The 15,628-nt window shown below is 62.1% G+C and carries 14 protein-coding genes; 10 read left to right on the top strand and 4 right to left on the bottom strand.

All coding sequences use genetic code 11. From position 1 onward, the window contains the following. Nucleotides 1-11: 11 nt before the first annotated feature. Nucleotides 12-896 (top strand): alpha/beta hydrolase, encoded by an 885-nt coding sequence (locus tag V6766_RS16165; protein ID WP_448468157.1) that lies wholly within the window; start codon nucleotides 12-14, stop codon nucleotides 894-896. Between the two features lie 7 nt (nucleotides 897-903). Here V6766_RS16165 and V6766_RS16160 read toward each other — a convergent pair whose 3' ends face one another. Continuing rightward, nucleotides 904-1,830, bottom strand: coding sequence for a GlxA family transcriptional regulator (locus tag V6766_RS16160; protein ID WP_448468155.1), 927 nt, complete (start codon nucleotides 1,828-1,830; stop codon nucleotides 904-906). A 424-nt stretch (nucleotides 1,831-2,254) separates the two neighbouring features. Between V6766_RS16160 and V6766_RS16155 the strand changes: the two genes are divergently transcribed. The 9 genes from V6766_RS16155 to V6766_RS16115 all read left to right on the top strand — a co-directional run bounded on the left by V6766_RS16155 (nucleotide 2,255) and on the right by V6766_RS16115 (nucleotide 12,214). Beyond that, nucleotides 2,255-3,175, top strand: coding sequence for a 3-keto-5-aminohexanoate cleavage protein (locus V6766_RS16155; protein WP_448468153.1), 921 nt, complete (start codon nucleotides 2,255-2,257; stop codon nucleotides 3,173-3,175). Further along, nucleotides 3,175-4,620: a carnitine 3-dehydrogenase gene (locus V6766_RS16150; protein WP_448468151.1), complete on the top strand. Its 1,446-nt coding sequence runs from the start codon at nucleotides 3,175-3,177 to the stop codon at nucleotides 4,618-4,620. Before V6766_RS16155 ends, V6766_RS16150 begins: the two co-directional genes overlap by 1 nt. 114 nt (nucleotides 4,621-4,734) lie before the next feature. Further along, nucleotides 4,735-6,321: an ABC transporter substrate-binding protein gene (locus V6766_RS16145; RefSeq protein ID WP_448468149.1), complete on the top strand. Its 1,587-nt coding sequence runs from the start codon at nucleotides 4,735-4,737 to the stop codon at nucleotides 6,319-6,321. Between the two features lie 7 nt (nucleotides 6,322-6,328). Further along, nucleotides 6,329-7,288 (top strand): ABC transporter permease, encoded by a 960-nt coding sequence (locus tag V6766_RS16140; protein ID WP_448468146.1) that lies wholly within the window; start codon nucleotides 6,329-6,331, stop codon nucleotides 7,286-7,288. 10 nt (nucleotides 7,289-7,298) lie between these two features. Continuing rightward, entirely contained in the window at nucleotides 7,299-8,120 is an 822-nt protein-coding gene (locus V6766_RS16135; protein ID WP_448468144.1) for an ABC transporter permease, read from the top strand. Then, nucleotides 8,113-9,768, top strand: coding sequence for an ABC transporter ATP-binding protein (locus V6766_RS16130; protein ID WP_448468142.1), 1,656 nt, complete (start codon nucleotides 8,113-8,115; stop codon nucleotides 9,766-9,768). Before V6766_RS16135 ends, V6766_RS16130 begins: the two co-directional genes overlap by 8 nt. A gap of 11 nt (nucleotides 9,769-9,779) precedes the next feature. After that, entirely contained in the window at nucleotides 9,780-10,562 is a 783-nt protein-coding gene (locus tag V6766_RS16125) for an SDR family NAD(P)-dependent oxidoreductase (RefSeq protein WP_448468223.1), read from the top strand. Nucleotides 10,563-10,572: 10 nt separating this feature from the next. After that, nucleotides 10,573-11,238: an alcohol dehydrogenase catalytic domain-containing protein gene (locus V6766_RS16120; protein WP_448468140.1), complete on the top strand. Its 666-nt coding sequence runs from the start codon at nucleotides 10,573-10,575 to the stop codon at nucleotides 11,236-11,238. Nucleotides 11,239-11,770: 532 nt separating this feature from the next. Next, nucleotides 11,771-12,214 carry an NAD(P)H-binding protein gene (locus tag V6766_RS16115; protein WP_448468138.1) on the top strand — a complete coding sequence of 148 codons (444 nt, stop codon included), beginning with the start codon at nucleotides 11,771-11,773 and terminating at the stop codon, nucleotides 12,212-12,214. Between the two features lie 2 nt (nucleotides 12,215-12,216). Here V6766_RS16115 and V6766_RS16110 read toward each other — a convergent pair whose 3' ends face one another. Genes V6766_RS16110 through V6766_RS16100 form a run of 3 tightly spaced genes read right to left on the bottom strand, consistent with a single transcriptional unit; the run spans nucleotide 12,217 to nucleotide 15,601 of the window. Beyond that, complete coding sequence (locus V6766_RS16110) at nucleotides 12,217-13,134, bottom strand: N-carbamoyl-D-amino-acid hydrolase (RefSeq protein WP_448468136.1); 918 nt, start codon at nucleotides 13,132-13,134, stop codon at nucleotides 12,217-12,219. Beyond that, nucleotides 13,134-14,384 carry a Zn-dependent hydrolase gene (locus V6766_RS16105; RefSeq protein WP_448468134.1) on the bottom strand — a complete coding sequence of 417 codons (1,251 nt, stop codon included), beginning with the start codon at nucleotides 14,382-14,384 and terminating at the stop codon, nucleotides 13,134-13,136. Before V6766_RS16105 ends, V6766_RS16110 begins: the two co-directional genes overlap by 1 nt. Then, on the bottom strand, nucleotides 14,381-15,601 hold the full coding sequence (locus V6766_RS16100) for a diaminopropionate ammonia-lyase (RefSeq protein WP_448468132.1): 1,221 nt from the start codon (nucleotides 15,599-15,601) through the stop codon (nucleotides 14,381-14,383). The genes V6766_RS16105 and V6766_RS16100 overlap by 4 nt, the downstream gene beginning before the upstream one ends. Nucleotides 15,602-15,628 lie beyond the last annotated feature (27 nt).

The raw sequence follows: 15,628 nt of genomic DNA, 5'->3' as shown, positions 1-15,628 counted from the left end.
GGAGCGTCTTCGTGGATTATACGACTTATCTGGACCAGGCCATTCTTGCCTTCGTCAATGAAACAATGGCTTTCTACCCCCCGGACCTGAAGGGCGACGACTGGGACGGGCAGCGGGCGGCTTACAATCGCATGGCGGCGCATTTTCTTGCCGGACGACCGGTAGGGCTTACGGTTCTTGACGGGGCGATCGCCGGCGTGCCGGTCCGCTTCTATGGGGCGGAGACCGACACGGTTATTGTCTATGCCCATGGCGGCGGCTTCGTGCTGGGCGGGCTGGAGAGCCACGATGACGTCTGCGCGGAAATTGCCGCCGCGACCGGCGTTCAGGTGGTGTCCGTTGACTACCGGCTGGCGCCGGAACATCGCCATCCGGCCGCCTATGATGATGTGATGTCCGTCGTGCGCGCGCTTGCGGAGGCGCACCGGCTTGTGCTTTGCGGCGATAGTGCCGGCGCGTCGCTCTGCGCCTGCGTGGCCGGAACATGGGTGGGGCCGGCGCTTGCGGGGCAGGTGCTGATCTATCCCTCGCTCGGCTTTGCACCGGAGGGCGGAAGCTTCGAGACCCACGCCCATGCGCCGTTGCTTTCCCGTGACGAGTTGCGCGGCTATGGCGATGTGCGCGGCGGCACGCTGGACGATCCGAGGGCAACGCCGCGCGCCGGCGATCTCGCCCGCCTGCCGCCAACCTTTATCTATCCCGCCGAATGCGATCCGCTGCATGACGATGCGCTGCGTTATCAGGCCGCCGCGCAAGCCGTTGGCGCTGCCGTCCATGTCGAAACCGGCATGGGACTGGTTCATGGCTGGTTGCGGGCCCGCCACCGCAGCCAGAGGGCGGCGGATATGTTCCGGCGGATCACGGAGCGGCTTTCGCTCCTGTGTCACGGCGATTGACGTCCGGTTACGGCTTCTTTTCGATCTTGCGCAGCGAGTGGCCATAGGCCTTGCGAAAGGCCTTGCTGAGGGCGGGGGCGTTCGAATAGCCGGAGCGGATTGCGATTTCGCGCAGGCCCAGCGCCGTGTTTTCCGCCATTTCGCGGGCGTGGGCCAGCCTGATGTTCTGGTAGTACTGGCCCGGCGACATGCCGAGCTCGGCCTTGAACAGCCGGTTAAGGGTGCGCGTCGACATGTGGGCGCGTTCGGCAAGCGTGCTGAGCGAAAGCGGATCTTCGATCGTTTCCACCATGATGTTGATGATGGCGTCCATCTTGTCGCGACCCGGCACGGAAAGCGCCGTCGGCATGCGCGCGCCGTCGCTCTGTGGGCTTGCATCATGCATGAACATGGATGAGACCATGAACGCTCTGGCCGCGCCAAACTCCTCGGTGATGAAGGCGAGAATCAGTTCCAGCGCCGTCGAGGCGCCGCCGCAGCTCCACAGCCGCCCCTCCTTGACGTAGCTTGCCTGGCTGACGTGAACGTCCGGAAAGGTCTCCGCAAATTCGCTGATCACCGACCAGTGCAGCGTTGCCGTCAGGTCGTCCAGAAGACCGGTAGAGGCGAGCATCCATGCACCGGCATCCGCGCCTATGACATTGCGGCTCTGTCGGGCGAGCGCCATCACGAGACGCTGGTTTTCCGGCGTCGGATGCTGGCGGTAGCCGTTGCTGGAGACGATGACCAGAAGATCGGAGGCGTCGATGTCTTCGCGCTTTGCCGTGGGGACGAGCAGCAGGTGCGAAGAGCTCTCAACCGGCGCGTCGTCAGCGCTGATGACCTGCCATCTGATATCCTCCCGATAAAGATCGTGAACCATGCGAAGCGGTTCGAGAAGACAGGAGAAAACCAGGTTCGAAAAACCGTCAAGGAGCAGGAATGTGACGTTCATGGGGCGAAATTGGCTTTATTGGACAATAAAATGGCATAATAGGATAAAACGCCTGCTCATGGCTACCTTATTCTCTCGCCATCGAAACCGTCAGTTCTCGCGACAGCGCGCCTCGGGCCCGTCGCTTGGACAATCGGAAGAACCGGTGACGAAGTCTACCCTGACGGGGGCATGCCTTTCCCAAGCGGCATGTGACTATTTTCCGCCGGCTCATGCACATGGCTGTACGCCGCGTGCCGGGATGCATTATCGCGTCCGAGGTCCGATTTCAGATTTGCACGTCTAAACGCTGCGCAGGGCGTCAATCTGCGCGAGGAAAATTTGGAATTTGCACGCGGGTGAACAGGCCGAAGGTCTCTCCGTGCGCGAAATGGCATTTCGCTCTCCGCCTCTTCACGACGGGAGTGACACAACAGGAGTATTCATGCCGCTGACAATGAACAGGGATGTCTTCATCACGTGTGCCGTAACCGGTTCAGGCAGTACCCAGGACCGCTCGCCCCATGTTCCCCGTTCGCCGGAAGCCATTGCAAAGAGCGCCATCGATGCCGCCAGGGCGGGCGCGGCCATCGTCCACTGTCATGTTCGCGATCCCGAAACCGGCGTGCCGTCGCGCCTTCCCGCACTCTACCGCGAAGTGACCGACCGCATCCGCGATGCCGAGGTTGATGTGGTGCTGAACCTCACGGCCGGCATGGGCGGCGACATCACCTTCGGGTCGACGGAGGCGCCGCTGCCGGTGAATGAAGCCGGAACCGACATGATCGGCGCTGCAGAACGTGTCGTCCACATTGCCGAATGCCTGCCCGAACTCTGCACGCTCGACTGCGGCACGATGAATTTCGCCGAAGCCGATTATGTGATGACCAATACGCCCGGCATGCTGCGCGCCATGGGGCAGATGATGACCGATCTTGGCGTGAAGCCCGAGATCGAGGCGTTTGATACCGGCCATCTCTGGTTTGCCAAGCAGCTGGTCAAGGAAGGCATTCTGAACTCGCCGGCGCTGGTGCAGCTATGCATGGGCGTTCCGTGGGGCGCGCCGAACGACCTCAACACCTTCATGGCTATGGTCAACAATGTGCCGGAAGACTGGCACTGGTCGGCTTTCTCGCTCGGCCGTGACCAGATGCCCTATGCGGCAGCAGCCATGCTTGCCGGCGGCAATATCCGCGTCGGCCTGGAAGACAATATCTATCTGTCCAAGGGCGTGCTCGCCACCAATGCCCAGCTCGTCGAAAAGGCTGTGACGGTTGCCGAGAACATGGGCGCCCGCGTCATTGGCCCGGAAGCCGTGCGTGAGAAGCTCGGTCTCGTCAAGCGCGCGCCGAAGGGTGCTGCGTGATGCGCGGGGATGGCCTATCGAAGGCTGCGATTATCGGCGGCGGCGTGATTGGCGGCGGCTGGGCCGCGCGCTTCCTGCTGAACGGTTTTGACGTTGCGGTGTTCGATCCTGATCCGGAAGCCGAGCGCAAGATCGGCGAAGTCATCGCCAATGCACGCCGCTCGCTGCCGGCGCTCTACGACAAGCCATTGCCCGCCGAGGGGACGCTCACTTTTTGCGATACGCTGGAAGAGGCTGTCTCCGATGCCATCTGGGTGCAGGAAAGCGTGCCGGAACGGTTGGCGCTGAAGCATGAAACCCATGCCGCCATTTCTGTGGCGGCAGGGCAGGGGGCGATCATCGGTTCGTCCACGTCCGGTTTCAAACCGTCGGAGCTGAATGAAAAGGGCGCCCGCGCCATCGTCGCCCATCCGTTCAATCCGGTCTACCTGCTGCCGCTGGTCGAGCTCGTTGGCGACAAAGCGACCTGCGAAAAGGCCGCCGAAATTCTCCGCTCCATCGGCATGTATCCGCTGACGGTGAAGAAGGAGATCGATGCCCATATCGCCGACCGGCTTCTCGAAGCGATCTGGCGCGAGAGCCTGTGGCTGGTCAAGGACGGCGTTGCCACCACCGAGGATATCGACGAGGCGATCCGCATGGGCTTCGGCCTGCGCTTTGCGCAGATGGGCCTGTTCGAGACCTACCGCATTGCCGGCGGCGAGGCGGGCATGAAGCATTTCATGGCGCAGTTCGGCCCGGCCCTTTCCTGGCCGTGGACGAAGCTGATGGACGTGCCGGAATTCAACGACGAGCTTGTCGAGCTGATCGCCGGTCAGTCGGATGCGCAGTCCGGGAAAAAGTCCATCCGTGAACTGGAGCGGGAGCGCGACGACAACCTTGTTGGCATCCTGCGGGCGCTGAAGGTCAGCGACAATGCCGCTGGCAAGGTCGTGTCGGCGCATGAGGCCGATCTTGTCGTCACCGGTGAGCGCGACGGCCTTCCCGTCACGCTCAACCGCCAGGTGCCGTCGTCATGGACCGACTATAACGGCCACATGAACGAGACTTTCTATCTGGAGGCCGGCTCCAAGGCGACCGATGGCTTCATGGAACTGATCGGCGCGGATGCCGCCTATATCGCCGGCGGTCTCAGCTATTTCACCGTCGAAAGCCATGTGCGCTATCTGAACGAAGTACATGAAGGCGACAGGCTGATGGCGACCTCGCAGCTGCTCTCCGGCCAGGGCAAGAAGATGCATCTCTATCACCGGCTTTTCCGCGGCGACGGCGAACTGGCGGCCACCGTCGAGACGCTGCTGCTGCACACGGATCTCAATGCCCGCCGCACATGCGTGCCGGAAGGTGAGGTTGCCGAAAAGCTGGCGGAATTCGAGCGCATACATTCCGGTTTAGATGCCGATGGCGCCGGCCGCTTTGTTGGCGAGCGCCCCGGCACCCGTTAGCTGCGACCGGGCAAAGTTTCATCCGGGCTCGCTTCAACAAATTTATTCCGCCCACTCTGAGAGGTATGCGAGCCGCCTCGTTTGCGGACAAACCCAAACCAAGACGGAAGCAAAATGAAAAAATATCGGAAATCTCTCACATCCAGCATGTTGAAGAGCGGCATGTCGCGTCGCGCATTTATCGCCCGCACCACGGCGCTCGGCGTTGGCGCTGTCGCGGCCAATTCGATGTTCGGCCGCATGGCCATGGCGCAGGAGCCGGTCAAGGGCGGCACGCTGCGCATGGGCCTCGGCGGCGGCTCGTCCACCACCTCGCTCGACCCGGCGCTGATTGCCAGCCAGGTGCCGTTCCACGTCGTTCGCGCCTATGGCGAACAGCTTCTCGAAGTGAACGCCGATGGTTCGCTGAACCCGCGTCTGGCTGAATCCTTCGAAGCCTCCGACGACGCCAAGACCTGGACCTTCAAGATCCGCCAGGGCGTCAAGTTCCACAACGGCGAGACGATGACGCCGGAAGATGTGCGCCAGACGCTGCTGCGCCATTCCGATGAGGATTCCAAGTCCGGCGCGCTCGGCATCATGCGCGGCATTTCCGATATCCGCGTCGATGGCGAAAACCTGATCGTCGAGGTCGACGTGCCGACGGCCGACCTTCCTTATCTCCTTTCCGATTTCCATCTGGCGATCCAGCCGGGCGGCGGTCGCGAAGACCCGACTGCCGGTATCGGTACCGGCGCCTACAAGATTGTCGAGGCGGAACCCGGCGTTCGTTACACCTTCGAAAAGTTTGAGGACTACTGGGACGACAGCCGCGGTCACTTCGACACGATCGAAATGACCATCATCAATGATGCGACGGCGCGTAATGCAGCGCTTCAGTCCGGTCAGGTCGATATCGTCAACCAGGTGGCGCCCCGCGTTGCCGGTCTGCTTGACCGTGCGCCGAACATCACCGTCGACCATGTCGCCGGTCGTGGCCATTACGTCTTCATCATGCAGTGCGACCAGCCGCCCTTCGACAACAAGGAGCTGCGCAACGCGCTGAAATACGCGATCAACCGCGAGGAAATGGTCGAAAAGATCCTGCGTGGCTATGGCTCGGTCGGTAACGACTTCCCGATCAACGAGAGCTATCCGCTGTTCGACGACAGCATCGAGCAGCGCACCTACGATCCGGAAAAGGCCGCCGAACTCTACAAGGCTTCCGGTCATGACGGCAGCCCGATCATCCTGCGTGTTGCCGAGACCGCCTTCCCGGGCGCTGTCGATGCGGCGCAGCTTTTCCAGCAGAGCGCACAGGCCGCCGGCATTCCGCTGCAGATCCAGCGCGAGCCGGATGATGGCTACTGGTCGGATGTCTGGAACAACACGCCGTTCTGCGCCTCCTATTGGGATGGCCGTCCGGTTCAGGACCAGATGTACACCACCGCCTATCTTTCCAGCGCCGACTGGAACGACACCCACTTCTACAATGAGGAGTTCGACGAACTTCTTCTGGAAGCCAAGGGCGAGCTGGACCAGGCAACCCGCAAGGAACAGTACAGTCAGATGGCGAAGATCCTGCGTGACGAAGGCGGCCTCATCTGCCCGATGTTCAACGAGTTCGTTCAGGCCGTCAGCACCGGTGTTCAGGGCTGGGAAGAAAACGGCGTCTTCGAGCTGATGAACGGTCTTGCTCCCGTCAAATGCTGGAAGGCTTGAGGCGCCCATGAACGCCTCCCTTCTCAAGCTTGTGGTCCAGCGCTTGGCGCTGGGCCTCATGCTGATCTTTTTCGTATCGATCCTGATTTTCGCCGGCACACAGATGCTGCCCGGCGATGTCGCCCAGGCCATTCTCGGCCAGTCCGCCACACCTGAAGCGTTGGCAAACCTGCGCGCCGAACTCGGTCTGAACGCGCCGGTCTATCAACGCTACCTGTCGTGGCTCGTCGGTCTGCTGCACGGCGATCTCGGCACGTCCTTGACCAACGGTCAGAACATTGCCACCGCCATTGAGGGCCGGCTGTCGAACACGCTGTTTCTGGCGGGTTGCGCTGCCATCATCTCGGTGCCGCTTGCCATCATTCTCGGCCTCGTTTCGGTGCTCTACCGCAACCGCTGGCCGGACAAGCTGATCTCGACCATTACGCTCGCATCGATCTCCGTGCCGGAATTCATGCTGAGCTACATCCTGATCTTCTATATCGGCGTGCAGCTCGGCTGGGCGCCATCGGTGGCGATGATCAATGCGAACATGTCGTTCTTCGCCAAGCTGCATGCCATTGCGCTGCCGGTCACCGTTCTGGTGATGGTCGTGCTGGCGCATATGATGCGCATGACACGTGCTGCGCTTTTGAACGTCATGCAGTCGGCCTATATCGAAACCGCCGAACTCAACGGGTTGTCCCGCTTCAAGGTGATCTGGCGTCATGCGTTTCCGAACGCCATCGCCCCGATCGTCAACGTGGTGATGCTGAACATGGCCTATCTGGTCGTCGGCGTCGTGGTGGTCGAAGTGGTCTTCGTCTATCCCGGCATGGGCCAATATCTGGTCGACCATGTAGCCAAGCGCGATGTGCCGGTGGTTCAGGCCTGCGGCATCATCTTTGCCGCCGTCTACATCAGCCTCAACATGCTGGCGGATATCTTCTCAATCCTCGCCAATCCGCGCCTGCGGCATCCCCGATGAGGAGAAGAACATGATAAAAAGAATACCTTATCCCGCCCTTGTCGGCCTGTTTGTCACCGTCTGCTTCTTCCTCGCGGCCATCTTCGCGCCTTGGCTTGCGCCCTATGGCATGAGCCAGGTTGTCGGCGATGTCTGGGAACCGGCGTCTGCCGCGCACTGGCTTGGCACCGACAATATCGGCCGCGATCTGCTGTCGCGCCTGATCTATGGCGGCCGCACCACGATTTTCGTGGCAATCGCGGCAACCATGGTCGCCTTCGTTGTCGGCACCACACTCGGGCTTTTTGCGGCCACCGTAGGCGGCTGGCTCGATCAGGTTCTGTCGCGTTTCGTCGACCTTATCATGGCCATTCCATCGCTGATCTTTGCGCTGGTCGTGCTGTCGGTGATGCCGGTGACCGTGCCGATCCTGATCGTCGTCATCGGTCTTCTGGAGGCAACGCGGATGTTCCGCCTGTCACGCGCCGTTGCGGCCGATCTTGCGGTCATGGACTTCGTCGAGGCCGCAAAGCTTCGCGGTGAAGGCCAGATCTGGGTGATCTTCCGGGAAATCCTGCCGAATGCGATTTCGCCGCTGATTGCCGAACTCGGCATGCGTTTCATCTTCGTCGTTCTGTTCATCTCGACGCTTTCCTTCCTTGGTCTCGGCATCCAGCCGCCGAATGCCGACTGGGGCGGTATCGTGAAGGAAAACAAGGATGGTATCGTCTATGGCATTCCCGCAGCCCTGCTGCCGGCTGTCGCCATTGCCGCGCTCGCCATCTCCGTCAATCTGGTCGCCGACTGGATTCTGGAACGCACGACATCGCTGAAGGGAGGCCGCAATGGCTGAGGCTCTTCTTGAAATCAAGGACCTCAAGATCGAGGCAACCAGCTACCCGCCGGGCGAAAAGCCGCAGAAGATCACCATCGTCAACGGCGTCTCGCTGTCGCTCGAAGCGGGCAAGGTGCTGGGACTGATCGGGGAATCGGGCGCCGGCAAATCCACCATCGGCCTTTCCGCCATGGGCTACGGCCGTGGCGGCGTTCGGCTGACGGGCGGCTCGATCAGGCTCAATGGCCGGGAAATGCGCCGGGCGCCTGGCAAGGTATTGCGCTCCGCCCGCGGGGCCGAGGTGACCTATGTGGCGCAGTCGGCCGCCGCCGCTTTCAATCCGGCGCGCAAGCTTATGGATCAGGTCATTGAATCGACCGTCAAGCACAAGCGCATGAGCCGGTCGGAGGCAAAGGCACGCGCCGTCGACCTCTTCACCCGCCTTGGCCTGCCCGACCCCGAAACCTTCGGCAATCGCTACCCGCACCAGGTCTCCGGCGGCCAGCTTCAGCGCGCCATGACCGCCATGGCGCTCTGCCCGAAGCCGGATCTTGTTGTCTTTGATGAGCCGACGACGGCGCTGGACGTGACCACCCAGCTCGGCGTTCTGGCGGCGATCAAGAAGGCGATCCGCGACTTCGGCGTGGCCGCGCTTTACATCACGCATGACCTTGCCGTCGTCGCGCAGATTGCCGATGACATCATGGTTCTGCGCGGTGGCGAGACGGTCGAATACGGAACCTGCGACCAGATCATCAACCATCCGCAGGAAGAGTATACCCAGGACCTCGTGTCGGCGATCAATGTCGAGCGGCGTGAGCGCGACCCGGACGAAAAGCCGGTGCTGATGCTGAAGGAGATTTCGGCGCGCTATCGCGGCCTCGATTTCGATGTGCTGAAGAACATCAATATGGAGGTCCAGCCCGGAACGACGCTCGCGATTGTCGGCGAAAGCGGCTCGGGCAAGTCGACGCTTGCCCGCGTGCTGACAGGGCTGTTGCCGCCTCATACCGGGGAAATCACCTTTGACGGCGAAGTCCTGTCTCCGGCGCTCAAAGGGCGCAGCTGGCAGAACCTGCAAGAACTGCAGATGATCTATCAGATGGCCGACGTGGCGATGAACCCGCGCCAGACCGTCGGCACGATCATCGGCAGGCCGCTCGAATTCTATTTCGGCATGAAAGGCAAGGAAAAACGCAAACGCGTCATCGAACTGCTCGACCGTATCGAACTTGGCGAGGAGTTCATCGACCGCTATCCGGCCGAACTTTCCGGCGGGCAGAAGCAGCGCGTCTGCATTGCCCGCGCGCTGGCCGCCAAGCCGAAGCTGATCATCTGCGACGAGGTGACGAGCGCGCTTGACCCGCTGGTCGCCAAGGGCATCCTGAAGCTGCTGCGCGATCTTCAGCTGAAAGATGGCGTCAGCTATATCTTCATCACCCATGACATCGCCGCCGTGCGCGAAGTCGCCGACACGATTGCGGTCATGTATCAGGGCGAAGTGGTGCGCTATGGCGGCAAGCAGGAGGTCCTGTCGCCGCCGTTTGACGATTACACCGAGCTTTTGATGCGCTCCGTGCCGGAAATGCGGATCGGCTGGCTGGAAGATACGTTGGAACTGCTCGCGGAGCATCTGCCGGCTTCAGCCGTGCCTGAAGGAGCCTGATCTTGTCTGCAATGAGACCCGAAACTGATGGCCCGGTGGCTCTGGTCACCGGCGCCGGCTCCGGCATCGGCAAGGCGATCGCCCTCAATCTGAAGGCCGAGGGGTTTCGCGTGTTCATCTGCGATGTCGACCCTAATGCCGTCGAAAGCATGCAGGCCGCCGGCGTCACCGCCAGCGTCTGCAATGTCGCCGACGAGGCGGCGGTTTCTCGTCTGGTGGCGGAGGTTCTTGCGGCGACCGGTGGCAGGCTCGACCTTCTGGTCAACAATGCCGGCATTTCCGGCATGAATGCGCCGGTGGAAGCGGTCGATGCCGACGACTTCCGCCGCACCATGGATGTCAATGTCAACGGCACATTCTATTTCCTCAAGGAAGCGGTGCCGGCGATGAAGGCGAAGGGGCAGGGCGCGATCATCAACATCGCCTCGACGGCCGCGCTTTTCGGCTATCCGAACCGCACCTCCTATGCTGCCTCCAAATGGGCTATCATCGGGCTCACAAAGACGCTGGCGATGGAGCTTGGCCCCTTCGGCATCCGCGCCAATGCCATCTGTCCCGGATCGGTGGAAGGCCCGCGTATCGATGGCGTCATTGCGCGCGATGCAAAAAACCGTGGCATGGACGCAGGCGATGTGCGCAGGATCTACGAGAGCCAGGCGTCCATGCGCAAATTTGTCAGCGCCGACGATATCGCCCGCATGTGCGTGTTTCTGGCGTCGAGGGATGCGGGCATGGTGTCCGGCCAGGTGATCGCCGTCGATGGGCACACCGAAAGCCTCTCAGTCCCCTTTTAGGAGCGTTATGATGAAAGCCATCCGGTTCGAAACTTTCGGCCCCGCCGATGAGGTGCTGATCTACGGCGATGTCGAAACGCCGGTCGCCGGCCCCGGCGAAGTGCTGGTGAAGCTCGAGACCAGTGCCGTCAATCCGTCCGATACCAAGAAACGGATGGCCTCCTTCCCGAACCTGCTCGATGACGGCTATGTCATTCCCCACAGAGATGGCGCCGGCGTGATCGAAGCGGTGGGCGAGGGCGTGCCGTCTTCGCGCGTCGGCGAACGGGTCTTCACCTTCAATGCGCAATACGGCCGCCGTTTCGGCACGGCTGCGGAATATGTCAGCGCTGCCGTCGGCCCATGCACCGTGCCTGCCGGAGGCAGCAAGCTTCGAAGTCGGCGCCTGCCTCGGCATTCCGGCCATGACCGCGCATCGCTGCGTCTTTGCCGATGGATCGGTGAATGGCAAGACCGTGCTCGTCACCGGCGGGGCGGGCCGGGTCGGCTTTTATGCCATTCAGTGGGCGGCGCTTTCCGGCACCCGCGTGATCGCCACTGCCAGACAGCTTCTGCTGTCAGTAGAGGTACGAACCTCAAAATTGGAGAGACCATGGCGGGCATTCGCCAGCTCGCTGATCACCTGCAACTGTCGTTTGGTGCGGTGTCGCGTGCGCTGACGGCAAGGCGGACGTGAATGCGCAGACGCGCGAGCGGGTTTTGAAGGCGGCGATGGAGGTTGGCTATGTGCCCAACCAGTCGGGCCGCAGCTTGAGGAAGGGGACGACGAGCACGGTCGGCCTGATCCTGACACAAGGCAACAGCCTGGGCGAGAACAATGACAACTTCTTTTTCGGCGTGATCCGCGGTCTGCAGGCCGCATTGAAGAAGCACAAGCTCGATCTCGTGCTTCCTCTGTGTTCGCGTGACGAGGACCCCGGCAGTTTTCTCCAGCGCATGGTGGCGCAACGAATTGTTGATGTAGTGATTCTGACGGCGACTCGTACGCACGATGAACGTTTCAATATTCTGCGACGCGCGAACACGCCCTTCGTGACACTCGGCCGCAGTGACAGTCTCGGCGATGCATCCTGGATCGACCTCGATTTCGAGGGGATTGCTGAGCAGGCTAATCAGATCAAGGCTGCCGGCGGCGAGCCGGTATCGGGCGACCTCATGGAAATGGCTGAAGACGATTTGTCCGTGCCGCTGAAGGCTGCGATGCCATCGTGTTCTCGGCAGGGGCGGCCGGAAGCGGGCTCGAGAGAACCACGGCCATTGATGGCGACGGGCCGGAAAAGGCGGCGAAAGCGGCCGAAAGGCTCGGTATCGCCCGGTTTTATCTCGTCTCGGCCTTTCCGGAAGCCGGTCGCAGGCGCGAGCGCAATGACCGGTTCGAGCATTACATGACGGAAAAGAAACGGGCCGATGTCACCCTTGCGTCCTCGGGGCTCGACCGGGTGATCGTGCGGCCCGGAACGCTTCAGCATGAGGACGGCGACGGAAAGGTGACCCTCGGCCCGGCGGTGCCCTACGGCAATGTGGCGCGCGGCAATGTCGCGCGCGTGCTGGCAAGCCTGATCGAGCATCCGGAGATCCGGCGGGAGATCATCGAACTCACGGACGGTGAAACGCCGGCCGAAGAGGCGGTTGCCAGCCTTGTTCGCGGCTGAACTCAGTCCGTCTTCGTCAGCGCGGTATAAAGCTCCGGCCGTCGGTGCAGGCGGAAGTTGAAGATGTTTTCGCGGATTTCCTTGCAGCGGTCGAGGTCGCAATCATAGGTGATCAGCTCGTCGGACAGCGAGCCGGCCATGGCGACGATCTCGCCGGTGGGGGCGACGATGCAGCTCTGGCCAATCAGGTCGCAGCCTTCCTCCTTGCCCGCCTTGGCGATGCCGACGACCCACATGCCGTTCTGGTAGGCGCCGGCCTGCAGGCTCAGGTGATTGTGGAAGTTCTGCAGATGGTCGTGCTCGGGGGCGAGCGGGTAGTGCACCGGCGTGTTGTAGCCGATCAGCACCATTTCCGCCCCGCGCAGCGCCAGCTCGCGATAGGTCTCCGGCCAGCGGCGGTCGTTGCAGATCGCCTGGCCGAAGACGCCGCCAAAGGCCTCAGCCGTTGAAAACGGCTCAGGTCCCGGCTCGAAATAGCGCTTCTCCAGATGCTGGAACGGCCGCCAGGGCTCGTGTCCGGGGTGGCCGGGCAGGTGGATCTTGCGATAGCGGTGCACGATCTCGCCGGTCTTTTCGACGATGATCGTTGTATTGTAGCGATGGGTGACGCCGTCGATCTCGGTCAGCTCGCCATAGCCGAGCGAAAAGCCGATCTTCAGCTCTTTCGCGCGGGTAAAAAGCGGCGCAACATCGTCATTCGGCATGGATCTTTCGAAGAAGAAATCGACTTCGGCCTGATCTTCCATGAACCAGCGCGGAAAAAAGGTCGTCAGCGCTAGTTCGGGAAAGGCAACGACATCGCATTGCCGGCTGGCGGCCTTCTCCAGGAGGGCGATCATGCGCTCGACGACGCTGGCGCGGGTTTCCGAACGGGCGATCGGGCCGAGCTGGGCCGCGCCGACAACAATAAATCTTGCCATCAGGCATTTTCTCCATTGGTTGGCATGGCCTTGTGAAGCGCTGCCTGCAGCAGCACGTTCGCGCCATTCTCGAGATCTGCCGGTGCAGTAAATTCCGTGACGTTGTGGCTGATGCCGTTGACGCTCGGAACGAAAACCATGGCCGCTGGCGCAAGGCTCGCGATGAGCTGGGCATCATGGCCGGCGCCCGAAAACATCCGCCGGGTTGAAAGGCCAAGGCCGATGGCCGCCTGTTCGACACTGTCGACAAGCGCCGGCGCAAAATCGGCCGGGGGAAAATCGGCAAGCGTGCGGGCGGTGATCTCGACGTCTTCCTTCAGCGCTACATCGCTGACGAGATTTGCAAGCGACGCCCGGGCCCTTGTCAGGGTTTCGGCATCAGGGTGGCGCAGGTCGACGGTGATCACGGCCTTTTCGGCAACGACATTGACGAGGTTGGGGGAAAGGTTGATGGCGCCGATCGTGCCGACCATGTCCCCGCCAATCTCGCGCACCAGATCGCCGACGCCGGCGGCAATGCGGGCCGCGGCAAGGCCTGCATCTCGGCGCAAGCGAATCGGCGTGGTCCCGGCATGGGCCGAGCGCCCGGAGATGGTGATCTCGGTCCAGGAAATGCCCTGCACGCCGCGCACCACGCCAATCTGCAGGCCCTCGTCCTCCAGCACCGGCCCCTGCTCGATATGCAGTTCGAAATAGGCGGCGATATCCTTCGGCCCGACATCTTTTCCGGCATAGCCGATCGCCGCAAGTTCGTCACCGAGCCGCTTGCCATCGATACTGACGATATCGAGCGCTTCTTCCAGCGGCATGACGCCGGCAAAGACGACGCTGCCGAGCATGTCCGGCTGAAAACGCGCACCCTCCTCATTGGTGAAGGCGGCAACCACGACCGGGTGTTCGGTCTCGATCCCGGCGTCATTGAGCGTTGCGACAACCTCGAGGCCGGCCAGAACGCCGAGCGCCCCATCGTAAAGTCCGCCGGCGGCGACCGTATCGATATGCGAGCCGAGCATGACGACCGGGCCGTCGCTTCGTCCCTTGCGGGTGCCGAAAATGTTGCCGATCGGGTCGATGGAGATCGTGAGGCCGAGGGCCTTCATCTCGTCGACAAGGTGGTCGCGGCCGCGCTTTTCGTCCGCCGTCAGCGCAAGTCGCGAAACGCCACCACCTTCAAGCGCGCCGATTGTGCCAAGCTTTTCAAGGCGGGCGACGAGGCGCGCGCCATCGATGCGAAGAGCATTGATCATCATTGGCCTTGCTCCACTTCGCTTGCGGGATGGCCAACGATTTCCTCATAGAGCGCCGGATCGGTATCGCCTTCGCTGCCGAAGCAGAGGATGACGGATTTGGGGCTAAGGCCGAGCGTTTCTTTCCAGTCCGGCCGGGCGGCGGCGCAGAGGAAGCCGGAGAGCCCGGCCACGCCACTTTCGCCGCTGGCTAGCGGCCTGCCGGCGTCACCTGAGGCCAGAAGCCGCATGGTCTCGGCTGCTGCCTCGTCCTCGATCTCGATGAATTCTGAAACGCCTGCCTCAAGGATCGGCCAGGCGATGATCGATGGCTCGCCGCAGGCAAGGCCCGCCATGATCGTGTCCAGCGCGCCACCGACCACGGTGGGCTTTCCGGCGGCCGCGCTTTCCAGAAGGCAGGCGGCGTTTTCCGGCTCAACGACGATGACGCGGGGCGCATCGGCGCCAAAAGTCTCCCAGAAATGCGCGGTGACGGCGGCAGCAAGGCCGCCAACACCGCCCTGAATGAAGATATGGGTCGGCGGCTTGCCGTCCAACTGGCGGATCGCCTCTTCGGCCATCACGCTGTAGCCCTGCATCACATTGCGGGGGATATCGGTATAGCCCGGATAGGAGGTGTCTGAGACCACAAACCAGCCGTTTGCATCCGCCTGACGGGCTGCCTCGCGAATGCTGTCGTCGTAATTGCCCTTGGCGCGCACAACCCGTGCGCCGTAATGGGCGATCGCATCCTCGCGTGCCTTGGAAACGGTCTCGTGGATGAAGATCACCGCCTTGCAGCCAAAGAGGCTCGCGCCCCAGGCGACAGACCGTCCGTGATTGCCGTCGGTGGCGCAGGTGACGGTGATGTCGGAAACGATGTCTGCATATGCGCCATCGAGCAGTGCGGCGATTTCAACGGACTCGCCGGTCTTCTCGGTAATCTTCGCCTCCAGCAACCTGAAAACCGCATAGGCCCCGCCAAGCGCCTTGAACGAGCCGAGACCGAAGCGTCCGGCCTCGTGCTTGAAGTGGATCGCGCCGACGCCGGTCGTTTCAGCAAGCGGCGCGAGAGCGACAAGCGGCGTCTCGGCATAGCCGGACCAGGCGGTCACGGTCTCGAAGGCCCGCTTTCCGGCAGCCAGGCTCAACGTTTCCTTGAACGCGTCAGGGTAGGGGCCTTTGCCATGGGGGTGGCCGGAGACGAGGCGTGCCCGGAAGGCGGAGAAGTCTTTGGTCATTGCGGAAACATTCCAAAAATCACGAAA

Source organism: Martelella sp. AMO21009, from assembly GCF_053484295.1.
Note: the sequence above shows the minus strand (reverse complement) of the source record. Positions and strands in the feature narration are given on the sequence as shown.